Source organism: Pseudomonas marginalis, from assembly GCF_900105325.1.
Taxonomy (GTDB): domain Bacteria; phylum Pseudomonadota; class Gammaproteobacteria; order Pseudomonadales; family Pseudomonadaceae; genus Aquipseudomonas; species Aquipseudomonas marginalis.
On the sequence record NZ_FNSU01000003.1, the window covers coordinates 3,467,091 to 3,490,388 of the forward strand.

Below are 23,298 nucleotides of genomic sequence, written 5' to 3' on the forward strand. Positions count from 1 at the left end.
CCCCGAGGTAACACATATGGACCGCAAACTGATTGACACCCTACTGATCGAGCTGCTGAACCTGCCCGAAGAACGCCGTACCCCTGAGAAAATTCTGGCCAACCTGACATTAGCGGCCACCGCCGCCGACGTTTCCCTCACCATCACTGGCGCACCACTGCAAATCGAGCACCTACAACTGGCGGCTGCTCTCGACCAGCTCGTCATCGATCTCGGCCCCAACTACCGTGCTCGCGCCATGCTGCGCCTTGGCTACGGCATTGAGGGAGTTGAACTAGGTGCCGTGCTCGAACCACTCGACAGCACCTCCCCACTGCCGCGTTTCGTGGCCTTTGGTAGCACAGCACGCACAGCGCTGGCAGCCATCAACCGCGACATTCGAGAAAGCCACCAACCTCATACCAAAGCAGCGCCGCAACGTAAAACCGGAAAATTGACGCTCGGCAGTCTCCAAGCGCAAGTAGATAAGGCCAACGCAGCATGACGGCCTCCGTACAGCGCGAACTGCGCCTGCCGAAAGCGCCCAGAAGTCAAACGGTTGAGCTGCTGTACCGAATTTTTGGGGATCTGCTCGTCCCCTTCGAACAGGTACGCGAACGCTATTTCAGCAATCTCAACCAGGACAACTTCACTCGCGCACTAACGAGTGGCCGTGTGGCGCTACCCATCACCACCCTGGATACCAGCGCCAAGCGTTCCCGCTTCATCGACATCCGCCATCTGGCCATCTTCATTGATACACAGGCGGATGCCGCAGACGAGGAGATGGCAAACACTCAATCTCACACGTTAACCGATACGCCCAACAACAGCTAAACCACCGCAACCGCTGCACCACCAGCCAAGCGGAACACAATAGTAGGAGCAAACCACATGACAGCATTTGAAGTTCTCGCATTGATCAGTTTCGTGATTGCACTCGCCATTCTGTACTGGGTCGGGTATCGAGGAGGATTAAAGGATGGCTGGAGCGAAGGCTACGACGACGGCCACGGCAGGGGCTATATCGAGGGCATTGAGGAGGGCGAGTCGTCGAGTGCTACCGCTCTTGAAAAGGCCACGCGCCGATGCGAACGCCTGGAACTGATTTTGATCAGGGAACCCCAGGACCGTCAGATCCTTCTGGCCATAGCGGGAAAACTCAAACTCGCCGCCGATTTCTTCCACGCAATCAAATCGGAAGGCCATGCAACTCAAGCACTGGTTTTGCGCGACCACGCTTTGAGCATGGCCGAAGAGTTGGGCTCCTTTCACCAGGAGGATCCAGCATGAGCCGCCCAATCCCAATGCTGCGTCTGACGCCCCAGGCTGCCGGAACACTGCAACAGCAGTACACCAAGGCCATGAAGGAACTGAGCGCAGTGACTCGCCATAACAAAGAGTTCGACCGGCAGTTGAAATCGCTGATCGGTTACGACGCCCTGCGTGAATTGCACAAGGCAACTGACAACGCTCTGCTGCTGACCGACCTCGTGAAGGAGGCCGCATGAACTGGATCCTCACCCACACCGGCAAACGTTTTGACCTGTTCGAACCTGACGCCGACATGATCGATCCCCGGGACATCTCCCACTCACTGGCACACCTCTGCCGCTTCAACGGGCATACCCGCGAGTTCTACAGCGTGGCGCAACACAGTTGCATCGTCGCCGAGCTGGTGCCGGAAGAACACAAGCTAGCTGCCTTGCTCCATGACGCGCCAGAGGCATACCTGGGCGACATGACCAAGCCACTTAAGCAGTGGATACATGCATACCAGGACTTTGAAGACTGGATATGGCAACGCGTGTGCCAGCGCTTCGACATCGCTGCCGAACTTCCTGCGTGCGTCCACCAGGCCGACTTGATTGCGCTGGCCACCGAACGCCGCGACCTCATGCCAACCGATCCGGCTATCTGGGATTGCTTGGTCGGCATACAACCCATGGCTGAAACCATCCGTCCATGGCCAGCCGCAGAAGCCCGACTCGCCTATCACCAGCGTCTGATGGACCAACTCGCTATCGAACATCGGAGGAAAGCGGCATGAAAAACCAACAGGAAAACATCAGCGCTGGTGCCGCTTTGCTCCGCAGCACCAGTGGTGTCGACACGCCAGTAACAAACAGTCTCTGCTGCGTAGCAGCAGGCATTACTGCTCCTTCCAGCGCCACTACCGAGGCACGTATACCCCACGAAAAGCTGCGCAGGGCAGCGGTCAGTGATGCAACGCTTACCGCTTCGGGCCACCCGCCCGCGCAGCCTTTTATGGGGTATACGCACGTTTCAGAACTTTTAGATTGCAATGCCACGCGGTTACCCGTGGAGCGATGAGGCTTATGCGCTACGTGACCATCAGGAAGTTCGCCAGCGAGTCTGGCTACACAGAAGACGCAATTCGCTCAAAAATCCGCGATGGGATCTGGCGGCTCGGTGAAATTTGGACCAGGGCGCCGGATGGCCGGACGCTGATTGACGTGGAGGGGTATGAATCATGGGTAGAGGTGGGCGGGGAGTTCGGGCAGTCTCCGATTCGAGTATCGAAATCACGTTCATGTATCGGGGCATCAGGTGCCGCGAGCGGATCACGCTCAAGCCCACCGCCACTAACCTGAAGAAAGCCGAGCAACATAAGGCTGCGATCGAACATGCGATATCGATTGGCACCTTCGACTACTCGGTGACATTTCCAAGATCGGCCCGCGCGGCAAAGTTTGCACCTGAGGCTTCAAGAGAGACGGTAAGTGGTTTCTTGACTAGGTGGCTTAATGCTAAGGAAAAGCACGTCGCCAGCAGCACCTTCGACGGCTACCGAAAGCTAGTCACCTTGCGTTTGATACCAGCTCTGGGTGACACAATGCTTGTGGACTTAAAGCGAAAGGCCGTTCGAGACTGGCTCGACTCACTCGAAGTCAGCAACAAAACGCTTAGCAATATCCAGAGCTGCCTGCGATCGGCGCTATCCGATGCGGTTGAAGAAGAGCTGATAGAACTGAACCCGTTGGCAGGCTGGACTTACTCACGCAAGGCGGGGCCGCCAAAAGAAGATGACATTGATCCTTTCAATCCAGACGAACAGCAAAAAATCCTGAGCGTACTCTCCGGCCAGGCTCGTAATATGATTCAGTTCGCTCTGTGGACAGGGCTGCGTACAAGCGAGTTGGTAGCATTAGATTGGGGCGATATTGACTGGCAGCGCGAAGAAATCATGGTTAGCCGCGCGATAACTCAGGCCAGCAAGGGAAAAGCAGAAACTACAAAGACCGCCGCCGGACGCCGAAGCGTGAAGCTCCTCAGGCCTGCGCTCGAAGCGTTGAATGCTCAGAAAACGCACACGTTTTTAGCAAATGCAGAGGTATTCCAAAACCCGCGCACGTTGAAGCGGTGGGCGGGCGATGGACCGATTCGTAAGACCGTGTGGGTGCCGGCGATGACGAAGTCTGATGTCCGTTACCGCCGCCCCTATCAGACCCGCCACACCTTCGCCTCAATGATGCTATCTGCAGGTGAGCACCCTATGTGGGTTGCTAAACAGATGGGCCACACCGACTGGACTATGATTGCCAGGGTGTATGGCAGGTGGATGCCGTCCGCAGACCTTGCCGCAGGAAGCAAAGCCGAACTGTTGTGGAGTGGCGCTGAAGATCTACTGAGGTTGACGATTGTGAAAAATGAGATAAGTTAAGTGTCCGAACATGGCGATCCCGAAAAGATTGTCTACTGCAATGAAACTGCATAAAGAGCCTTTCAATGAACTATTCAAAATTTTTTCACACTGAATACGATGAACAATCTCCCATCGGAAAAATCGGTCGAGGCGCCCACTACTCAGTGTTAAGCACTTTGCAGCAGCGTGACGAGCATCTTAACTTCATGAGCGAATCCAAAATCCAGCGAATTGGATTAATTTGGGATGAAGATCATGATGATCGAATAATAGAAGTTTTGGAGCGCGCGCTAGTTAAGGGTATCCTCTCTCCGGTACGATTCATTGGCGAGCGGAAGGGCGGCGTAACGATTATTGTTGACAAAAATAATGCACAAGCTAGGCACCCCGCTTTCCGGCAAACATGGGAAAGCATTTGCAATAGCGTTGATTCTGACTCTTGGGCGTTTAGTATAGAAACAATAGAAAACGATACAGGTATGATTATTCAAACGTCGAATGATCAAATCAAAACATACCTAACCAACATAGACAACCTGTGGTCTATTGGCCTGTTTGACTATTAACTAATCTTACACACACCAGAGAGCCCGGCCTTAACCGCCGGGTTTCTTCTCTGCTTTTGGCTCAACTTTAACTTCCTGCTTAGGTTTACCATAAAGCCAGTAAGCAGCTATGCCATACAACCCCAACACTGTCGCCGTGGTAGAAGTAATAAAAGCAATAACGACAGTATCAGAAAGCTTAAATGGTATATATTTATAGCCATCATAAAGCGGCGTAAACCACTGTCCAAACCCCTGTAGTAGGACTACCGCCAATATAACGAAGATCCACACAAGCGCGAGTCCGAGGAGGAATCGCGAATGAGACATCCGCATTCCATGAATGTCATCATCATGCTTTCGCTTCTGAGCCTGGTCTTCGTTATTAACAAACGCTTGGACTTCGCCAGCGATGATGGGATCAAGCAATGGAGATTGGGACGCGGTAGAAGACGGCAAAAATTCGCTTTTAGCTTGATCTTCGTTTTCTGTAAAAGCTCGAATTTCAGCAGCTACATCTGCATCCAGAAGAGGCGATTTTGATCCGGTAGAAGGGGGCTGAAATTCGCTTGGTGGTACTTCCGGCGAATTCCCGCCCTTATCATCAGAACTCATAGCATGGAGTGAGTAGGCTGAGCCAGAATCCAGCGATAAAATCCTTCGATCATATCGTTGGATATTACTGCATTTTGACCTTGATTACTCCACGTCACGCTCCAGGGTGTACCTGGCTTATGAGTGGCAGCCGACAATGTCACGCCGTCTGCTCGACCATAGATACTAGCCACTTCCCTCATCACTGCACGCTCTGATGGATCGAAGTTTTCCACCGGAGCTGAAGGAACATGCGTGACTGGGGAGGAGCGAAAATCCCTAACCGCCTGATAAACACTGCGTACTACTGGGCCATATTGCCAAGCCTGTACAGGCTCGCTTATCAACGGAACGCCATGCTTTGCCAGCATGTATCCGTGCGCAATATAAACAAGCTTCAGTAGCTGCATAGGCGTTACAGCAGGATCCCCAACCTCGCGGCACTCGTTAAGGATTTGCTGGGCAACTGCACGCGCATCTCTACTCATCGTTTTGCCCTCCTTGTTAACCAATACATATCAAAATGAGGCGCGAGTCTGCCGAAGTCAAGAGCGAATGTCAATTTTTCCTTGACACCACCGGCATGGCTCGTTCCTGTGCAAATCATAACAAAAACTGTATATTCAGACAGTACTTTTTTCGGCCGAGCGGCGAGTTGAAATGGCTACTTGTGACGACCGAGCTCCGAATGACAGCAAAAAGACAGCCTTAACGCTGAAAGCCTTATAAAACAAGATTCAGATGCGGGTTCAAATCCCCCCGGCCCACCATTTCATCATCTAAAGACGTCCACGGACGTCTTTTTTTGTGCCTGAAATCCAGAAACTCAAACGCTTCCCCTCCTATTTTTAAATCCCCCTTACCTCCAAGAAATCTGCCCCTCCATCCCCCCACCCTCCCCCAGTGGCCTTGCTAAAGCTTACCCCCCTCACGCCGATAACAGAGTGCAACCCCCTCTCTCACACACGGACGTGTCTCTTGCCCTTAGCCAAGCGCCCTTCCCCGCCCTTCAGCTCTCACGCACAGCTGGTTGCGACGCATTATGTCGCTCGCTTGTTCGACACGCCTTCCACGTCTGGAACACTTAACCGCCCCCAATCTTCTTGATCGATCAAAGGCTCGAACCTATGTCAGCGAATGATTATCTGCGCAACAAGATACGCCCCAGCTTTCTTGAAGGCCTGGATGCCGAGCCGGCGCCGGAGCCTGCTACGCCCGCTAAGGCGGAATTTCGGTGTGTCGAACCGCGCTTTACGCTGGAGCGCGATGTTGTGATGTCCGCCGAGCTCAAGCAGCAGTTGGCGGAGGCCGTTGCAAAGATCGAGCACTACCGCACGATTTATATCGAGTGGGGTTTCGCCACCGCAGATCCGGCCGGCAAGGGGACGATCCTCAATTTCTATGGTCCTCCCGGCACAGGGAAAACCCTCACCGCCGAGGCGTTTGCCGGCAGTCTGGGCAAGAAGATCATGCTGGTGAGCATCGCCGACCTGGAAAGCAAGTTCATGGGCGATACCGCCAAGAACATCGCAAGCGTGTTCCGCAGTGCCCAGGCCGAAGACGCGGTGTTGTTTTTTGATGAGGCCGACACTTTGCTGGGCAAGCGTTTGTCCTCTGTCACCCAAGGTATCGATAACGAAGTGAACGCCATGCGCTCGACCTTGCTGATTGAGTTGGAGCGGCATGAAGGCGTGGTCATCTTTGCGACTAACTTTGCGAAAAATTACGACGCAGCCTTCGTCAGCCGTATCTCTCAACACGTTGGTTTCGAACTTCCGGGCGAGCCGGAGCGGCAGGCTATCTGGGCGAAGCTGTTGGTGCCCGGTATTCCGCTGGCTGACGCGCGGGAGACGCTACTGCGTTCAGCAACGCAACTGTCGGCGGGGCTGTCAGGACGCGAAATGCGTACCTGCATGCGCCTGGCGCTGGCCAAGGCAGTCCGTATCCCGGATCAGCCTGCGTTGGCACAAGCACATTTACAGGACGCCATCGAACAGGTCGCCAGTGCCATGGCACAGATGCAGGCACATGGCGGCAAAACCAACACACCAACATTGGAAGCAGCCCGCACATTATTGGGCGTGCGCTGAGGAGCGAATCATGGGTCTATGGAACTGGGTAAAATCAACCGCGTCCTCTATTTACGAAACGGTGAAGGAGAAAGCCGTTGCTACGGTCAATTGGCTGGCGGACAAGGCGGAGACGTTTGTCGGCGATGTGAAGAACATCTGGCAATCGGTAAAGCCTTATCTGGCGCATGCACGTGTTGCCCTGACGACGCTGGCGAACCTCGCGCCATGGCCCATCGTCAAGCGGATGGCGCTGGGCCTGGAGAAGGTCCTGGGCTTCCTCGAAAATATTGAAAGCCATCCGTTGATGGCCAAGCTCAAACAAGCCATCGACTGGGTCATAAAATCCGCCAGGAATGTCCGGGAGAAGGTGCTGAACGATATGGAGATCAAAGAAGCCGAAGCCCGTGCGCAAGTATTCAAGGAGGGCGCCCAGCAGGTGCCCGCTGCCGAACGCGGCGTACTGAAAATCGCCGAGCTCATCAACGCTTACATATTAACCAAGGCCAAGATCCAGCGTGTGGTCAACAGCGAGCAGTTTGCTGACTTCAACCACTACCTGCGTGTGCGTGCCGCCCAAAAGCTGCTGAATTTCTACGAAAGGCGCATGACATCCATCGAAAACCTGACCGACGTCGATGCCGACATGATCGCGCTGATGGACATCTCTACCAGTTTGCTCGATGAGACACCGACCCTCACCCTCGAACAAACTCAAACCCTCAACGAACTCACCACCCTGCACTTCGGCAAGCCAGTCGTGCCGTTCGTCTTCGAGGAGATGACCCTCGCATGGGGCGCAGATCTGCGCCGCCTTGAGGTCCAGTGGCAAAAACTCAACCGGGACCTGGCCCGCGACAAGGTGCTGGCCAAACGGATGTCCATGGCCAGCCGCACCGAAGCATTGAGCGCAGAAGAACAAGTCGTGCTCAACGACCTTGAGCGCAATTTGAGTCGAGATACCCAGCGGCTTGAAAACCTCGACGTCAGCATTCGAGAAAAACGCTACTACGTATACGCGTCGGAAGGTTTTCTCCAGTTGCTGGAAAAAGATGAGCAACAGTTGATTGCCGACGACCAGGAATATCTGCTCGACCGCAGCGAGGAAGTCGGTTCACTGATCGCTCGCTGCGCTCAACAAAACTTGAAGTGGGCCTCCCTGAGCGAGAGTGAGCAAGCCCTGCTGATCGACTTCGGTAACATTTTCGAAAATGACTGCCTTGCTCGGACCGAAGCCGCTCTCCAGGAAGTTGAGGTAGGCGTGTGAACAACGAATTAGTGAGTTTTTTGCTGCCTCGGCTTGAACCCTTGCAGATGTTCTTCTTCCTGTTCATTACCGGTGCAACCCTCCTGACGGGATTGATGGTGGCTCTGCGAGCGAACGCGCATCATTGGGAAAAGAAGTGGCAAGGGGGCAAGTTGGGCGCCTCGGGGCTGCGCGCGGATCATGGGTCGATCCACGACCTGAGTGAAGCCGTCTCGACCACTGCCGAGAAAATCGCCGGCATCATGCCCGGGATGCTCTTGGTGGTCGGCTTGCTGGGCACCTTCCTAGGCCTGGGCATGGCACTCGATCACGCATCGACTATTTTGCAGAAAAGCGGCAATGCTTCTGTGGGCGCCATGGGCGGCGCGATGCAGGACATGACCGCGATGATGCAAGGGTTGGGGACCAAGTTCAAAACCTCCACCTGGGGCATCATGGCCTTCATTTTATTGAAGGTATGGGACTTGCTCCTGGGCTATGAGGGCCGCCGCCTGGCTTGGTGCATCACGCAGGTCAAGACACAAATGTCGGCCTCTGAGCAACAACGCGAAAACGCCCGTGCCGCTCACGACGCCTTCCTTCAAAACTGCATATCCAGTGCGGCCAAGTACATGACCGGCGCGCTCGGCAAACAGGCCGACACCTTCAATGAACTGATGCAGCAACAGGCCAATCGACGCCACGGCACTGACGCCGAACAACGGCAGTTATTGCAAACCGGCTTCGACAGCGTCAGTACCCACATCAGTGGTCTGGCGAACGGCATCAGCGCCTTACTGCAAAGTGAGAGCAACAGCCAGCAGATCGCCCGCGAAGGGCAGGCGATCGTCCGCGAAGCCGCAGACACCGCTCAACGCACCGAACAGGCCCTGGGCGCTTTGGCCGACAGCAACAAGCAACATCTGCAAACGGGCTTTGCGGGCCTCGACACCCGTATTGCCAGTGTCACCGAGGGCATCGGTACGTTGCTGCAACGCCACACCGAGAGTCTGCAGGTGCATCGCGACACGCAAGACGTTCTCAGCCAGATAGCCACTTCAGGCAACCGTACTGAACAGGCGATGACCGCGTTCACCGACAACAGCCGCGACAACCTGCAAGCCCTACAAACCGCAGGTGAAACGATGGGGGACGCGGCCGGCAAGGTGGGCCAGTCCGCTGCTGAACTGCAAGTCGTGGTGAGTGCCTTGCAGGGTCAGATGGCAGAGGTCATGAATGGCGTCAAAGCTGATTTGAACGGCACGCTGGCCACCATGAACAAGGACTTCAGCGACAACCTGCACGGCATGGGCACGCAACTGGAAAGCGCCACCACAAAACTGGGCGACGTGATGGAAGCCGTCAAGACTGACCTGGGTTCGAACATCAAGACCATGAACCACGACTTCGGCACCAACCTGGTCAACATGACCACCAGCCTGGGACAGGCGACCGGGAATATTTCCAAGGCTATCGACAGCATGTCCGGCACCGTCAGCCAGGCCATGGAAGAAGTCGCCACCAACATGCAGAAAACTGCCATCGCGCAGGAAAAGACCACGCGGGAGTTCGAGATGGTCAGTGATAACCTGAATACGAACATCCTGGCGATCCAGGGCGTGGTGGAGAAACTGTCCAAGGACATTCTAAGCGGCCTTAAAGCCGTATCCGAAAGCGGCCAGCGCATGGTCTCGCTGGATCAACGTTACGGCAAAGTCTCGGAAATGCTGATCAAAGTCCCCGAGTCCCTCGACGCTCTGGCGAGCGTTGTCACGCGCCCACCCGTTGACCTGCAACCCCTGCTGCAATCCGTGAATCAATTGACGGGGGTTGCCAACAACATCAATAAATCAGTCACGGCCCGAAAAGCCGTGAAAGCCGTGAAAGCCTGAGCCCCCTCATGAAAGAGAAACCAAGCGAGTGGGTATCCATCTCTGACCTGATGGCTGGCGTAATGGCAGTGGTAATGCTGCTACTGGTGATGTCGGTATTGCAGAATCAATTTGCCGAACTCAAGCGCCAGGAAGAGCAAAACCAAGCGGGGGTGACTGAGCAGGAAAAGGTCACCGGTCTATTGCAGGAGATGAAAGCCGCCCTGGACGCACAGGGCGACTCCGGGTTGGTTTCGTTCGACCTCGCCGGCAACAAGATGACCCTGGGGGACAAGATGTTCGCCCGAGGCAGCGCGTGCCTGACGGATGAGGCCAAGCGCGAACTTCGCCTCGTCAGCCCACGCATCGCCACCTTCTTTGGCAGTTCGGGTGACGCCCAGATACTGGTGGAGGGGCATACCGACAATACACAGGTCGCACGCCCGGTGACTGACTTCGTCAAGTTCTGCACGGTCTACGACGACAACTTCACACTGTCTGCCGCAAGGGCCAGAGAGGCACGCAAGTTGATCATCGAACTCCTTGAACCAGGGCAGGCCAAGCGCGTCATCGTTGCCGGCTACGGGGATTCGCAGCCGCTGCCAGAACTTGATCCGGCGGACGAACACAATCGGCGCGTAGAAGTGCAGTTTGTGAATCGCCGGGATTCGAACAAGCGCATTTGAATCGGCCGCCGCGCCGCTGACAGACACTCTCTGTTGGCGACGCGGCACACCGCTGATCAGGAAAGCTAAGCGGTGCGGGCCTGGTAGGCGCCGATAAACTCATTGCCCCGCATCTCTACCGTCAACACGACCGGCGATTGCTGTTCAACCAGCAATTGCTGCATCTGCCCGATCTCGCTGATTGCGCCCGCCATAAACAACGGTAGCGTCTCCTCCTCCCACTCTCTTAACGACAGGCGATTCGCCTGGATCGTGGATTGAGAATCCAGGTAAGAGGAGAGATTTTTCGCCCGCGTCTCTACGGCGTCTTTGAAGCCAGACAAGTGCCCGTTCTCTCCCAGAAACTGACTCGTCACACGGCTCAGCGTCGTTTGACGTCGCTGAACCAGAGCGCTTTCGCCAGGAAATGAGGCCAGCAGTCGGCACGCCGCTAACCGGGTTCCCATACACAGTTTCCACTCTTCTGCGCGGGCGTCTGATTTGCTCTGCATCACTTTCAATGCAGCAGTCAATCCAGCCGTGGTTTCAAACATGCCGGGCGCTTTGTGCTCCGCCGCTTCCTTGGCCAGTGTGACCAGTTCGCCTTCCAACTGATTGTGGATCGAGCCCAGGTCCAACTCGATGTCTTCCAGCTTCTGCCTGATCGCCGGGCTCAACTCACCGGCCAGAACCAGCGGTGCAACCTGCGTCAGGTAATTCAAAGCGCCTTTGACAATGGACTTGCGTCCCTCGACCAAGAACGTCGAGATACCCTCGACGCCCGCCTGAATCTCACTCAACTTGGCGCTAATGTCGGCCAGGTGCTTTTGAGCCACCACGGCGGACGCGATCTGGAACATTGCCGCAGAACTGACCAGTTGCTGAAGCTTTTCAGGCTCAAACAACCTCGCATGTTCCTTGATATCTCCGCCTTGTCTCGAGAAGGCTCGGAAGCCGTTGCCATCCGCAGCCGCCGCGAGAGGACCGTCGATCACCACTTGCATGTATCGAGACTGGGCAACATCGTTCGCGACAATCAGATTGGGGAGTGTTTGCAGCAATGGACCCAAACGATCGATGCCCAAACGGGCCGCATCAACCTTTTCAACGCCGGCGGGAATGACCTGCTGCGCGGCCAACGTAACGCTCATCAACGGCTTTTCGGCGGACTTACCGATCAGCCAGGTTGGCAGGTCGTTGCCTCCAGTGTTTGGCTGCGTGAGGTTGTTTTCCATGACAGGCTCCAGATTCAAATGAGAGGGTTCATTGCGCCAGGCCTGCCCCGCATTCGCTGCAGAATTTACTGGTTTTAGGGGTGGGAACCTCACAGGACGGGCAAGTGACCAACGCGCTTTTTTGCCGAATGTAGGCGATCTGCACAACACAAGGCACCGTCACTCGATAGGCCTGACTCGTCAGTGTTTGAGCGCCGGCAATACCCGACAACGCTACGCCAATCGGACCGAAGGCCAGCCCCGCAGCACGACCCGCTACCAAGGTGGTGCCGGCGGCCAACGCACCACCCATTGCCAACCGTGCAAACGCGCCGGTGGCCAGAAGAGCGGCCTGTATGGCAGCAGGGCCACCGCGCCGTATCGCGGCCTGAATAGCAGCGTATGAAACGCCCAAGGGGCCCGTTTCATTTTGAAAGCCCTTGGAAAAGTCGGCCTGTTCCTGCGCCGACATTTTCTCCCAGGCATCGGACAGCAGCTTCTCCAACACCTTGAGCTCCATGCTCGCAACCGGTTCATTCTTGCCGCCAGTACCGCCCACATGACTGAGCACATCGGCGACGATCTCGGCATAGGGAACACCGTTGCGGCGGAACAGGTTGACGAAGCTATTACCGCCAAAATGTTGCAGCTCGCGAATCAGCAGGAGCAACACACCCCTGGAGAACTTGTTCTTCTTCTTTGCCGACTCCAGCGCTTCGCGTACCTCGCTGGCCATCGCCAGCCGCCCCTTGCCAGAGTCGGTCAGGAAATCGACCAGCACGATTACATCGACTGGATCTGCATCGATAAGCATCTGCAGCAGATCACTGTCCCCATTGATATCAATCTCGCTTTCCATCAACCATCCCCTGGAGTCCGTTCATGCAAGCCGCAATCAGCGGCCGATTTATCCCTAGCTTATCCGCAGCGCGTGGGAAAACTTTAGCCCACGGCCACGCACGCATAACGGTATACGACCTCTACATGACCACTATGAGGATTGCTGGAAACCCAGATTGCGCAGACAAACGTGAAGGGCCTGGGTTTTATCGGTATGGATAGGTTCTCCTGATAATAATGCCGCGAACTATTCTGTGACCGGAATCAGCGCTTGCAGCAATTCCAGCTTTCGCTGCAACTGCGCGACATGCTCTCGCTCCGCCCGCAACGCCGACCGCAGCTCGCGGTTTTCCACTTCCCAGATCTGTGCCCAACGCAAATCCTTCTGATAATGGGCAACCATTTTCCAAAGCTCGCTCAACTTCAAACAGTGCTGTATCAGCACCAGCAGGATGACTCCCATCGCCACCAGTGCCCCCGTCGAAACCACTTCCGACATACTCATGTTTACGTCCTTTCCTGTCTTCGATAAATGCCGCTGACAGACAAACGATATGTAGTGATTCACGACAGGTCTAGAATGTAGACTTATACAGGTAAAGTATTCACACACATGGAGCGGGTATGAAACGCAAGCAATCCATCGAACAAGTGCGCTGGGATCTGGCACTTCGCTATCGCTTGATCGAGACAGTCGCCTGGTGGGAAGGCCGGCTGACCACGGGCCACTTGATCCAGAGCTTCGGCATCAGCCGCCAGCAAGCCTCCAAGGACATCAACACCTACATAAACGAACATGCGCCCCGAAACTTGACATATGACAAGCAGCGCAAAGGCTACGTACCCAGCAAACAGTTCAAACCGCTGTTCATCGATGACAGCGCCAGCGCCTACCTGCACCTGCTTTACCAGAACAACGAACGGGCGCCGCACATCGACGGGCTCGCCCTGGCCTATGCGCATACCAAGGTGCTCGAAGTGCCGGACCGGCCCATTCGGCCCGAAGTCCTGCGCCCATTGCTCGCGGCCTGTCGCGACGGTTTGCGCCTGGAAACCGAGTACGTTTCGCTCAACACCCCAAACGTGGAAATCCGCCTGATTGCCCCGCACACCCTGGTGTACACCGGCATGCGCTGGCATGTACGCGCCTATTGCGAGAAGAACCGCCAGTACCGGGATTTTGTGTTGAGTCGCCTGCGAGGTGAGCCCGACCTGCTTGACGCGTCACAGAACACCCGGGAGCTGGACGAGGACTGGAATACCGAAGTACCGATCATCTTTACCCCCGATGGCCGCTTAAACGCCGCGCAGCAGGCAATCATCGAAACCGACTTCGGCATGACGGATGGGCAACTGGTGGTCGCCAGCCGCAAAGCACTGGTGAAGTATGTATTGCGCCGCTATCAGGTCGACCCGAGAAACCAGGCGACCAACCCGGAGGCCCAGCAGATCGTAGTCAGCAATATCAAGGAGCTACGGCCGTGGCTCATGCATGATTGAATGTGCGTTCACAGATTGACGCCCTGAGCCCCCAATCCCCCCTCAGCCCCCCTCTTCACCCTTGCCCAGGACATCTCCCCCGAAACCCTGCTGATCCAGGCCAGCGAAACCCTCGCCTCACTCAACGCCATGACCACCGACCTGGCCTTCGAGCTCGAAGGCGCCAACCGTCACAAACTACTGGCCACCCAACAATTGATCGTACTGGGTGAACTGTTGGTCGAGCGAGTGCTGGTACCCACCCAGGACGCGCAAACATTCCAGTAACAAAAATGGCCGAGGCGCTTTCAGCGTCTCGGCCATTTTATTGTCATTCACCGTAATACGCCGAGTCATAGAAGCCGATCAGCGTGGCCGACCGCATCGAGTGCTTCGAGCACCAGCAAACAGGTTTCCAATCTTAATCATTCTCAACACTCAAACTAGCAAGTTAGCCAACTAACTATTTTCAAACACCCACCTGAATAGTTAATCATCCGCGCCGCCATCGCTTTAACGATAAACCCGAAAATTATTTCTCCTTCACATATATTTTACATTCCCCCACATATGCTAATGTCATTAAGACATCAACGCTGTTCCAACCAGAATCAAGGGGTGTGTATGGCAGGTGTAATGGCATCCGTTAACAGCCGTACACAATTGGTCGGCCAGAACAGGCTGGAATTATTGCTATTCCGCTTCAACGACCAACAGCTGTACGGGATCAACGTCTTTAAAGTCAGGGAAGTTATCCGTTGCCCCAAGTTATCCCTACTACCAAAGTCTAATAACAATATTTGCGGTGTTGCCAATATACGCGGCGCTTGCATCCCTATTCTAGACCTTGCGATGGCAACAGGGCTGCCCGGCATCACGGATAAAGAAAGCGCGTTTATTATACTTACGGAGTACAACAACCGCGTTCAAGGTTTCCTGGTCTATGCGGTTGAGCACATCGTCAATTTGAACTGGGAAGACATTCATCCGCCCCCCAAGGGCAGCGGTGACAACAATTACCTGACGGCCGTTACCCGTGCCGATGATCGTCTGGTCGAAATCATCGATGTAGAAAAGGTGCTGACGGAAATCTCGCCCTCGTCCGAAGAAATATCCATCGGCGTGGTGGATGACGCGGTCACCCAGCAGGCTCGACACCTGCGTGTGCTGACCGTGGACGACTCGATGGTAGCGCGTAAACAGGTGACCCGCTGCCTGGAGACGGTAGGCGTCGAGGTGGTCGCCTTGAACGATGGGCGCCAGGCGCTGGATTACCTTCGGGCCATGCTCGACGAGGGGCGCAACCCGCACGAGGAGTTCCTGATGATGATTTCAGACATCGAAATGCCGGAAATGGACGGTTATACCCTGACCGCCGAAATCCGCGGCGACCCGCGCATGGCCAAGTTGCATATCGTGCTGCACACCTCCCTGTCGGGCGGTTTCAACCAGGCCATGGTCAAGAAAGTCGGGGCCGATGACTTCCTGGCGAAGTTTCGCCCGGATGACCTGGCAGGCCGCGTAGTCGCGCGTATCAAGGCCGCGAGCCCGATCTGAAAGGCAAGACAACACTGCTCAAGCCAGGGAGGCTGATGAGACACGTATAAGAAGAACATCAACAGAGGGCATACCATGTTGAAGTGCAATGAACTCAATCTGCAGGCGCCTGACGGCGAGGCAAAGCCCTTCTGGCGGGACGGTGCACCCTCAGAGGGGCCGTGCGCCCTGGGCTGCGGCACCCAGCCTGCCACCCAGGCCCCGACAGCTGCGCCAGCCGTTCCCGTCGTCCCCAGATCCATGCAAGACGAGTTGGTCGCCGCACAGGAAATCTGTAGCCGCGCCAAGACCGCCGTTGTCGAAATGTTCGGCCATGCCCGCATGGGCCGGGCCCTGGAGCTTGAAGACGTCAGTGCACTGGTGGACGACATTTCGAGCTCGATCGCCCGCCATCCCAACGCCTTTATCAGCCTGGCACGCCTTAAAAGCATCGACGACTACACCTACATGCATTCGGTCGCCGTGTGTGCGTTGATGATTGCCCTGGGCAATCAATTGGGCCTGTCCTCCGCACTGATTCGTCGGGTCGGGATGGCCGGGTTGCTGCACGACATCGGCAAAATGGCCATACCAGGTGCCATCCTCAACAAGCCTGGCCGGTTGAGCAGTGACGAATTGCAGTTGGTGCGCACCCATCCACGGGAGGGGGAGAAAACCCTGCTGGCGGCCTCGCAGATGTGCGAAATGGTCGTGGATGTGTGCCTGCATCACCACGAAAAGTTCGACGGTAGCGGCTACCCCCATCAATTGGCGGGTGACCAGATCAGCCTGGTGGCCCGGATGGCTGCGGTATGCGATGTCTACGATGCAATCACCTCGGACCGTTCCTACAACCAGGGCTGGGACCCCGCCGTCGCCATCCAGCAAATGTCCACATGGGACGGACACTTTGATGACGAAGTATTTCGTGCATTTTTGAAGTCCGTGGGTATTTACCCGGTCGGTTCTATTGTTCAATTGAAAAGTGGCAGTATCGGTGTCGTCATAGAGCAACATCCCGACTCTTTATTGATGCCAAAAATCAAAGTGTTTTTCCTGCCCGTTCTAAATATCTATGTAACGCCGAAAATAATAGACCTGAGTGATCCCGCACAATCCGATCGAATTGTCGCGAGAGTACCGCCCCAGCGTTACGGTTTTAAAAACACCGAGCATTTATGGCTCGATGAAGAGATGCCAAAAGAGCATTAAGCAAACTCAGCGCTGTACCGCATGCATATGCCTAAGCAGCCAATGATAGAACACTATGCCTTGCGCCAAGAAAGTACCGGAATGTCGACATTCGATGATGTTGGCAACTATTAGCATGGGCAGGAAACATCATGAAATTCAACTCATTGCAGACTCGAATCTGTTTCACCGCCGGGCTCTGCCTGTTTATCTCTTGCGCGAGCCTGGTGTTATATGGCCTGTATTCCTCGAATGCCAACCAGGCTTTTGTGGGTGCTGAAGTTTCAACCCTGATTGAAAGCGCCACCATCCGCGAAGTGCAAAACCTGGCTGAGTCGCGTGCCAATGCCATCCAGGCAAAACTGCAGAACGCCTTGGACTCGGCACGCACATTGGCCAATACCCTGGGAGCGAGTAAAAGTGCCCAGAGCCCGCTGAGCCTGGGCCGCGAGCAGATCAATACGATGCTGCTCAGCGTGCTCAAGGACAACCCCGACTTCAACGGCACGTATTCATGCTGGGAGCCGGACGCGCTGGACGGCCAGGACCAAGCCTTTCGTATCAATGAAGGCGGTAACAACCCGTTGACGGGCCGCTTCACACCTTACTGGACACGCAGTTCAGACGGCCATATCGCCGTGCAACCGCTGGTTGAGTACGATTCCGATGCCCGCCACCCCAATGGTGTGCTGAAGGGTGGCTGGTATTCCGGCCCGCGGGACACCCAGAAAGAAAGCGTGCTGGACCCACTTCCCTACGTGGTGCAAGGCAAAAATGTGTGGTTGACCACGCTGTCGGTACCTATCACCGCCAATGGCAAGTTCTACGGCGTGGTCGGTGCAGACTTCGACATTTCGTTTATCCAGAAACTCAGCGAGCAAATGTCCGCCGACCTGTATGGCGGCAAAGGCTCCGTGTCGATCCTGAGCAATCAAGGGTTGGTGGTGGCCGACAGTAAACGCCCGGAACTCATTGGCCAGTCATTGAAAGCGTTGTTGCCCGGCTCTTGGGAGAACGTGTTGAGCAATGTACAGAAGGGTCAGGGAGACAGCCGGTTCAACCCGGATTCCCAGGAAATCGAAGTGCAGATGCCGATCAACCTGGGCCGCACCGGCAAGCCCTGGGCGATCGTGATCCATCTGCCCAAGGCGGTGGTCATGAGCCAGGCCATTGCCCTGGAGCAGGAACTGCAGTCACGCGGCGTCAAGAGCAGCATCTGGCAGGTCTCGGTCGGCGTGGGTATCTCCTTGCTGGCATTGCTGGCGCTGTGGTTCGCCACGGCGAAAATCGTCGGTCCGATTCGTGAAGCCGCCGCCCTGGCCGCCAACATCAGCCTGGGTGATTTCTCGCGTCGGCTGGTGCAAAAATCTGAAGATGAAGTGGGCCAGTTGTCCTTTGCCTTGAACGATATGTCGGAAAGCCTGCAACGCCAGGTGCGCGTAGCCGAGCGAATTTCCGAAGGGGACCTGGATCTGGAAGTGCGCCTGTCCTCGCCCAATGACACCCTGGGCAAGTCGTTGGAAAAAATGGTCGGCAACCTGAACACCTTGATTTCCCAGGTGCAGGCCAGCGCCACGCAAATCACCGGCAGTTCCGCGCAGGTCACCGAGTTGAGCCAGTCGCTGTCCGACGGCGCGTCCAATTCTGCCTCGTCCATCACTGAAATCAGTGCGGTGATGACCCAGATGGCAGCGCAAACCACCGACAACGCCGCCAATGCGAAAAAGGCCGACGAGCAATCCCAGGCTTCCCGCGCCGACGCCGGGGAAAGTGACAAGTTGATGAGTGAATTGATCGCCGCCATGGCGGAGATCGACAACTCGGGCAAAGACATCACGGCCATTATCACCACCATCGACAACATCGCCGCTCAAACCAATCTGCTGGCGCTGAACGCGGCCATCGAGGCCGCCCGTGCCGGCGAACTGGGCCGTGGCTTTGCGGTGGTCGCCGATGAGGTCAGGAGCCTCGCCGCCCGCAGCGCCGAAGCCGCCCAGCAAACCGCCGCGCTGATTGCAGATTCCTCGACCAAGACCCAGCGCGGCATGATCATCGCCGGCCGCACAGCCGACTCGTTGAGAAATATCGTTACCGGCACCAGCACGGTGTCCAGCCTGGTGTCGTTGATCTACCAAGCCTCCAGTGAACAGGCTTCCGGCCTGCAGCAGGCGAGCATCGGCCTGGAGCAGATCGACGAAGTCACCCAGCAGAATCAGGTCAACTCCCAACAATGCGCGGTGGCGGCCAAGAACCTGTCGGAACGGGCCAGTTCCATGCAACAGGGCCTGAGCCGCTTCAAAGTCAAAGCCTCGTAATGCCTCACGCGAAGCCAGGGGGAACATCAACCTCCTGGCCCAGCGATATAAACCCACTCCCATTCATGAAATATTAAGAATCGCCTCCCTATACTCACCGATTGCGAGCCGTTCCCCCGAACGGCCTTCTGCCTCGGTAGCCAGACTCCATGACGCGCCCCGCTCCCCTGCTGCTCCTGCTTGCTGCTCTGTTGTTCTTCTTTGCCCTGGGTAACCACGAACTGCAAGGCTCCACCGAGGCCCGTGTCGCGGGGATCGCCATGGCCATGCACCTGGACAATGACTGGGTCGTGCCGCAACTGTTTCGTGAACCCTTCCTGGAAAAACCGCCCCTGAGCCTGTGGCTGGACGCCGGAGCGATTCGCCTGTTCGGCGGCACGCCTGGGGCGGTCCGCCTGGCCTCGGCATTTGCCGGTCTGTTCAGCGTGATGCTGTTCTATGCCATGCTGCGCCGGTTCGGGCGCCCGAAAACATTGGCCCTCAGTGCGGCGCTGATCCTGGCGACCATGGCCAGCTACTGGAGCAATGTGCGTGGCGTGGGGGAAGACTCACTGCTCAGCCTCGGCGTGACCACCGCGCTGCTGGCGTTCTACCAGGCGATGCGGCCTGAGTCCGAGCGCCAAGGCTCGACGACCTGGGCCTGGGCGCTGTTTACCGCCGGCATGGTGATCGCCACCTTGAGCAAAGGCGTACTGGGCCTGGCGATGCCGGGCATCGTGATTTTCGTGTACCTGGCCAGCACCAGCCTGATGGACAAGCGCCTGCGCCTCGCCGACTGGCTCAAGCCGGCGCTGTTCACCCTGTTGGCATTGGTGCCGCTGGTGATCTGGTTGTGCTTCCTGTTCCAGCGCGGCGGGATGCAGGCCGTGGGCGAAGTACTGTGGACCAACAGCGTCGGGCGCTTCAGCGGCTCGTTCGTAGAGGCCGGGCATTACGAGCCGTTCTACTACTACATCGCCAAGCTGCCCGAGGCCTTCCTGCCGTGGAACATCCTGGTGTACCTGGGCCTGTGGCACTTCCGGAAAAGCCTGGTGCGTAACCGCTACCGCCTGTTTTTCAGCGTATGGCTGGTGGCGCAATTCACCCTGCTGACGCTGGCCTCAAGCAAGCGCACGGTTTACTTGATGGCCCTGACACCGGCCGCCGCCGTACTGGCCGCCGAATACGCCCGGGTGTTGCTGGAATGGCTCAAGGACCACAAGCCGGCGCTGTACCGCTACCACCGGCATGTGATCGGCGGCGTCTTCAGCCTGCTCATCGCCTGCTATCTGGTGACCGCATTCTGGTTCGCGCCAAAAGCTGACGCGCGCCAGTCATTCGTACCGGTGATCAGTCAGGTCCAGGCACTGCAGGCGCAAGGCAAGGAAGTCGCGCTGTTCCAGCCCAACGAGCGGATCGCGGGGGCCGGCGTGTTCTATATGAAGAGTTACCTGAGGATCCTGCAGACGGAACCCGAACTGCACAGCTACCTTGCGGCCCAGCCCGGCAACGTTGCGCTGCTGGACCATACCAACGACTTGACCACCAAGGTCACGGTAATCAAGGAGATGGCCATCAACCGCCAGCCCTACTACTTCATCGAGCAGTAAGGCCAGCGCGGGGCATCAGTGCTTAGTGACCTTGTCCAGGTAACCCATGGCGAACGCCGAGATCACGAAGGTCATGTGAATGATCACGTACCACATCAGGTGTTGCGGATCGACGTTCTTGGCGTCCATGAAGATGCGCAACAAGTGGATGGAGGAAATCGCCACGATGGAGGCCGCCACTTTCATCTTCAGCGACGAAGAGTCCATGGTGCCCAGCCAGTTGAGCTTTTCCTTGTTTTCATCGATGTCCAGCTGCGAGACAAAGTTCTCGTAGCCGGAAATCATCACCATCACCAGCAAGCCGCCGACCAGGGCCATGTCGATCAACGACAGCAGCACCAGGATCAGCTCGGACTCGGCCATCGAGAACACGCTCGGCAGCAGGTGAATCACTTCCTGGAAGAATTTCAACGCCAGCGCCAGCAACCCGAGGGACAGGCCGAAATAGATAGGCGCCAGCAGCCAGCGCGAGGCGTACATAGCATTTTCGATAAAGCGTTCCATTGGATCTCACACAGCATGGCTAGAAATGGCGGCGAGTATACCAGCCGCTATAAGACACCTGTAACCACGAGAAAACTGACCTGGGCGGCATCTGTAAGAGAATTTTTCTGCTAGTGTCGAGCCCAATAACTCGGCTCGATGACGTCGGACAGGAAAAAACTCAGATGATGGATGTGCGATCCCCTTTGGCCAGCGTTGGCCTGTGCGCCGCCTTGTTGCTGGCCGGCGGCTGTTCCCCAAGCGATGAGCAGAAACAGGCCACCCTCGAAGAGAAAACCGCGAAGTTCGAGCAGTCCCTCGACAGCATCCAGGATCCGAAACTGCGCGACGCCATTGCCGACCTCGGCGGCTCGCTGCTGCTGCTGGAACGGGCGCGGGTCAAGCTCGCCACCAAGCCCATCGAGGCCGAATACGGCGAGGACACCCTCGCGCTGCTCAAGCACTACCCCACGCCGCAAGGGCTGGTGGACACCTACATCAATGGCTTGTTCGTACTGCGCAAAGCCTCACATTCCGACTACCTGACCGATCTGCAGCCGGTCTTCCCATTCAACTTCAATGTGCCGGACCAGTTCCCCTTCCCCCACGGCCTGGAATGGCAGTCCGTCACCTTGAGCAACAACAAGGTCGTGCCGTTCCAGCCGGAATGGTCCGAAACCGATCCCGGTATCCAGTTGAGCCCCAGCAGCTCCAACCTGACCAACCCGGATGACCTGACGGTCACCTACCCGTTTATCGATGGCATCGAGACGGAAAACAAAAGCCAGCCGCAACCCGTTCGCCTCAAAGGCGCAGTGGAAGTGATCGCACCGGGCAAAGTGCTGACCTTCGACTTGTCGAAAAAGGACGTGGGCCACAAACGCACCGAAGGCAATATCACCGTCAACCTGCTGCTCCTGGAAAAGAACTACGCCGAAATCGAACTGACCAACAGCCAACCACTGGCACCTGAGGTGGGTGACGAATCGCCTAACCCCTTGCTGGTACAGGCGCGGGACAGCACCGGGCAATTCCTCACACGCTCGGGTTCGATCAACGAAAGCAGCGCACAAGTCGAGTTCTACCAGAAGCAGTTGGCCGAGATGCAAAAACAGAAGGCCTGGTCCGATGGGTTTGAAAAGCAACTGGTCGATGAGCAGAAAGCCTTCGAACACAAGCAGAGCAGCCATTACGCCAAGGTCTATTTCAATGGCCTGATCGACACCCTGCAGATCAATGTGCTGGATTTCTCCACGGCCACGGTCACCCGCAAGGACCTCGACCTGCCGGTCCTGCGCTTCGACAAGAACAGCCTGGAAAAAACCGTACAAGCCTTGCCCATGCCGGTCACCGTGTACGACGACGGCGCCGCCAGCTGGCTCAAGGACGCCTCGTTGACCGAGGAACAACTGAAGAACAGCGTCACCATCAGCCAGTCCGTCGAAGACGCCAGCGCCGCCCATATCGTGTTCGACCACCCATTCACCTTCAATGACGACTTGGTGGGCAGCGAGCGCAACAGCAGCGAATCACCGGTGACGTTCTTCACTGCCGATGAGAAAGGTGAACGCGGCGAGCCCATCGAATTGCCGACCGAGGCGTATGAATTGAACCCGGCCCGCGGCACCCTCACCTACGACCTCAACCTGTTCCCGGAAAACCCGGCGTTTGTGGTGGGTTCGATCCCACTGTTCCTGGCGACTATCGAGAAAGGCGACATCGATGCGGCCAAGCTGCCCAAGGGGTTGTCGCTCAAAGACAACGCACTGATCGTCGACCAAAAGGAGTTCCCGGCCGACAGCTGGCGCTTCTATGCCAAGGACGCCAGCGGCAACTACCTCAAGGAAATCCTCGGCGTCAGCCATCGCGCCGAGGAATACGGCACGGCCTTGTTTGACGTGCATTACTTCTACGGCCAGCCGACGGCACTGGAAAGCTACCAGCGCACCGACCTGAGTACCGTGCAATACGGCTTTGAGGTCAAGCTGGACAAACCCGAGAGCAAATAACCGCGC

General features: G+C 56.5%; 24 protein-coding genes and 2 pseudogenes. 20 read left to right on the forward strand and 6 right to left on the reverse strand.

The features are described 5' to 3' along the window. The first annotated feature begins 16 nt into the window (after positions 1-16). From BLW22_RS25350 to BLW22_RS25385, 8 genes are all read left to right on the forward strand, one after another. Complete coding sequence (locus tag BLW22_RS25350; RefSeq protein WP_074847675.1) at positions 17-484, forward strand: hypothetical protein; 468 nt, start codon at positions 17-19, stop codon at positions 482-484. Continuing rightward, positions 481-816 (forward strand): pyocin activator PrtN family protein, encoded by a 336-nt coding sequence (locus BLW22_RS25355; protein WP_074847676.1) that lies wholly within the window; start codon positions 481-483, stop codon positions 814-816. Before BLW22_RS25350 ends, BLW22_RS25355 begins: the two co-directional genes overlap by 4 nt. Before the next feature lie 57 nt (positions 817-873). Then, complete coding sequence (locus tag BLW22_RS25360) at positions 874-1,272, forward strand: hypothetical protein (protein WP_074847677.1); 399 nt, start codon at positions 874-876, stop codon at positions 1,270-1,272. Then, positions 1,269-1,490: a hypothetical protein gene (locus BLW22_RS25365; protein ID WP_074847678.1), complete on the forward strand. Its 222-nt coding sequence runs from the start codon at positions 1,269-1,271 to the stop codon at positions 1,488-1,490. Before BLW22_RS25360 ends, BLW22_RS25365 begins: the two co-directional genes overlap by 4 nt. After that, a complete protein-coding gene (locus BLW22_RS25370) occupies positions 1,487-2,029 on the forward strand; it encodes a phosphohydrolase (RefSeq protein WP_074847679.1) in 543 nt (180 codons plus the stop codon). Before BLW22_RS25365 ends, BLW22_RS25370 begins: the two co-directional genes overlap by 4 nt. After that, complete coding sequence (locus BLW22_RS25375) at positions 2,026-2,313, forward strand: hypothetical protein (RefSeq protein WP_074847680.1); 288 nt, start codon at positions 2,026-2,028, stop codon at positions 2,311-2,313. The genes BLW22_RS25370 and BLW22_RS25375 overlap by 4 nt, the downstream gene beginning before the upstream one ends. 160 nt (positions 2,314-2,473) lie before the next feature. After that, on the forward strand, positions 2,474-3,664 hold the full coding sequence (locus tag BLW22_RS25380; protein ID WP_074847681.1) for an Arm DNA-binding domain-containing protein: 1,191 nt from the start codon (positions 2,474-2,476) through the stop codon (positions 3,662-3,664). Positions 3,665-3,729: 65 nt separating this feature from the next. After that, positions 3,730-4,212, forward strand: coding sequence for a hypothetical protein (locus BLW22_RS25385; RefSeq protein WP_074847682.1), 483 nt, complete (start codon positions 3,730-3,732; stop codon positions 4,210-4,212). Between the two features lie 30 nt (positions 4,213-4,242). Here BLW22_RS25385 and BLW22_RS34690 read toward each other — a convergent pair whose 3' ends face one another. Next, complete coding sequence (locus tag BLW22_RS34690; RefSeq protein WP_143045164.1) at positions 4,243-4,806, reverse strand: ABC transporter permease subunit; 564 nt, start codon at positions 4,804-4,806, stop codon at positions 4,243-4,245. Next, entirely contained in the window at positions 4,803-5,273 is a 471-nt protein-coding gene (locus BLW22_RS25400) for a Panacea domain-containing protein (RefSeq protein WP_074847685.1), read from the reverse strand. The genes BLW22_RS34690 and BLW22_RS25400 overlap by 4 nt, the downstream gene beginning before the upstream one ends. 615 nt (positions 5,274-5,888) lie before the next feature. Between BLW22_RS25400 and BLW22_RS25405 the strand changes: the two genes are divergently transcribed. From BLW22_RS25405 to BLW22_RS25420, 4 genes are read left to right on the forward strand one after another with little or no spacing between them, the layout of a single operon-like run. After that, the gene (locus tag BLW22_RS25405) at positions 5,889-6,875 is read left to right on the forward strand and encodes an ATP-binding protein (RefSeq protein WP_235865609.1); all 987 of its coding nucleotides are present in this window, start codon (positions 5,889-5,891) and stop codon (positions 6,873-6,875) included. Positions 6,876-6,885: 10 nt separating this feature from the next. Then, entirely contained in the window at positions 6,886-8,121 is a 1,236-nt protein-coding gene (locus BLW22_RS25410; protein ID WP_074847687.1) for a hypothetical protein, read from the forward strand. Further along, entirely contained in the window at positions 8,118-9,992 is a 1,875-nt protein-coding gene (locus BLW22_RS25415) for a methyl-accepting chemotaxis protein (protein ID WP_074847688.1), read from the forward strand. Before BLW22_RS25410 ends, BLW22_RS25415 begins: the two co-directional genes overlap by 4 nt. Before the next feature lie 8 nt (positions 9,993-10,000). Further along, complete coding sequence (locus BLW22_RS25420) at positions 10,001-10,657, forward strand: OmpA/MotB family protein (RefSeq protein WP_074847689.1); 657 nt, start codon at positions 10,001-10,003, stop codon at positions 10,655-10,657. 65 nt (positions 10,658-10,722) lie between these two features. Here BLW22_RS25420 and BLW22_RS25425 read toward each other — a convergent pair whose 3' ends face one another. The 3 genes from BLW22_RS25425 to BLW22_RS25435 form a co-directional block, all read right to left on the reverse strand. Beyond that, positions 10,723-11,871: a hypothetical protein gene (locus BLW22_RS25425; RefSeq protein ID WP_074847690.1), complete on the reverse strand. Its 1,149-nt coding sequence runs from the start codon at positions 11,869-11,871 to the stop codon at positions 10,723-10,725. Positions 11,872-11,899: 28 nt separating this feature from the next. Beyond that, complete coding sequence (locus tag BLW22_RS25430; protein WP_074847691.1) at positions 11,900-12,709, reverse strand: ubiquinol-cytochrome C chaperone family protein; 810 nt, start codon at positions 12,707-12,709, stop codon at positions 11,900-11,902. Positions 12,710-12,937: 228 nt separating this feature from the next. Continuing rightward, positions 12,938-13,195 (reverse strand): hypothetical protein, encoded by a 258-nt coding sequence (locus BLW22_RS25435; RefSeq protein ID WP_074847692.1) that lies wholly within the window; start codon positions 13,193-13,195, stop codon positions 12,938-12,940. 119 nt (positions 13,196-13,314) lie between these two features. On the opposite strand from BLW22_RS25435, the gene BLW22_RS25440 reads away from it, so the two are divergent. The 7 genes and pseudogenes from BLW22_RS25440 (at position 13,315) to BLW22_RS25465 (ending at position 20,800) form a co-directional block, all read left to right on the forward strand. After that, complete coding sequence (locus BLW22_RS25440) at positions 13,315-14,190, forward strand: BrxR family helix-turn-helix transcriptional regulator (protein ID WP_074847693.1); 876 nt, start codon at positions 13,315-13,317, stop codon at positions 14,188-14,190. A 30-nt stretch (positions 14,191-14,220) separates the two neighbouring features. Next, positions 14,221-14,457: pseudogene (locus BLW22_RS25445) on the forward strand (DUF6124 family protein); the annotation flags it as partial. 336 nt (positions 14,458-14,793) lie between these two features. Then, a complete protein-coding gene (locus tag BLW22_RS25450; RefSeq protein ID WP_074847695.1) occupies positions 14,794-15,726 on the forward strand; it encodes a chemotaxis protein CheV in 933 nt (310 codons plus the stop codon). Between the two features lie 240 nt (positions 15,727-15,966). Then, complete coding sequence (locus BLW22_RS25455; protein ID WP_065925339.1) at positions 15,967-16,917, forward strand: HD-GYP domain-containing protein; 951 nt, start codon at positions 15,967-15,969, stop codon at positions 16,915-16,917. A gap of 443 nt (positions 16,918-17,360) precedes the next feature. Continuing rightward, positions 17,361-18,311: pseudogene (locus BLW22_RS36170) on the forward strand (PDC sensor domain-containing protein); the annotation flags it as partial. Between the two features lie 111 nt (positions 18,312-18,422). Then, entirely contained in the window at positions 18,423-19,211 is a 789-nt protein-coding gene (locus tag BLW22_RS36175; protein ID WP_442094012.1) for a methyl-accepting chemotaxis protein, read from the forward strand. Between the two features lie 149 nt (positions 19,212-19,360). Next, complete coding sequence (locus tag BLW22_RS25465) at positions 19,361-20,800, forward strand: ArnT family glycosyltransferase (RefSeq protein ID WP_065925341.1); 1,440 nt, start codon at positions 19,361-19,363, stop codon at positions 20,798-20,800. A 15-nt stretch (positions 20,801-20,815) separates the two neighbouring features. Here the strand turns inward: BLW22_RS25465 and BLW22_RS25470 are convergent, their stop codons facing one another. Continuing rightward, a complete protein-coding gene (locus BLW22_RS25470) occupies positions 20,816-21,304 on the reverse strand; it encodes a TIGR00645 family protein (RefSeq protein ID WP_017253710.1) in 489 nt (162 codons plus the stop codon). A 164-nt stretch (positions 21,305-21,468) separates the two neighbouring features. On the opposite strand from BLW22_RS25470, the gene BLW22_RS25475 reads away from it, so the two are divergent. After that, on the forward strand, positions 21,469-23,292 hold the full coding sequence (locus tag BLW22_RS25475; RefSeq protein ID WP_083221199.1) for a hypothetical protein: 1,824 nt from the start codon (positions 21,469-21,471) through the stop codon (positions 23,290-23,292). The last annotated feature ends 6 nt before the right edge of the window (positions 23,293-23,298 follow it).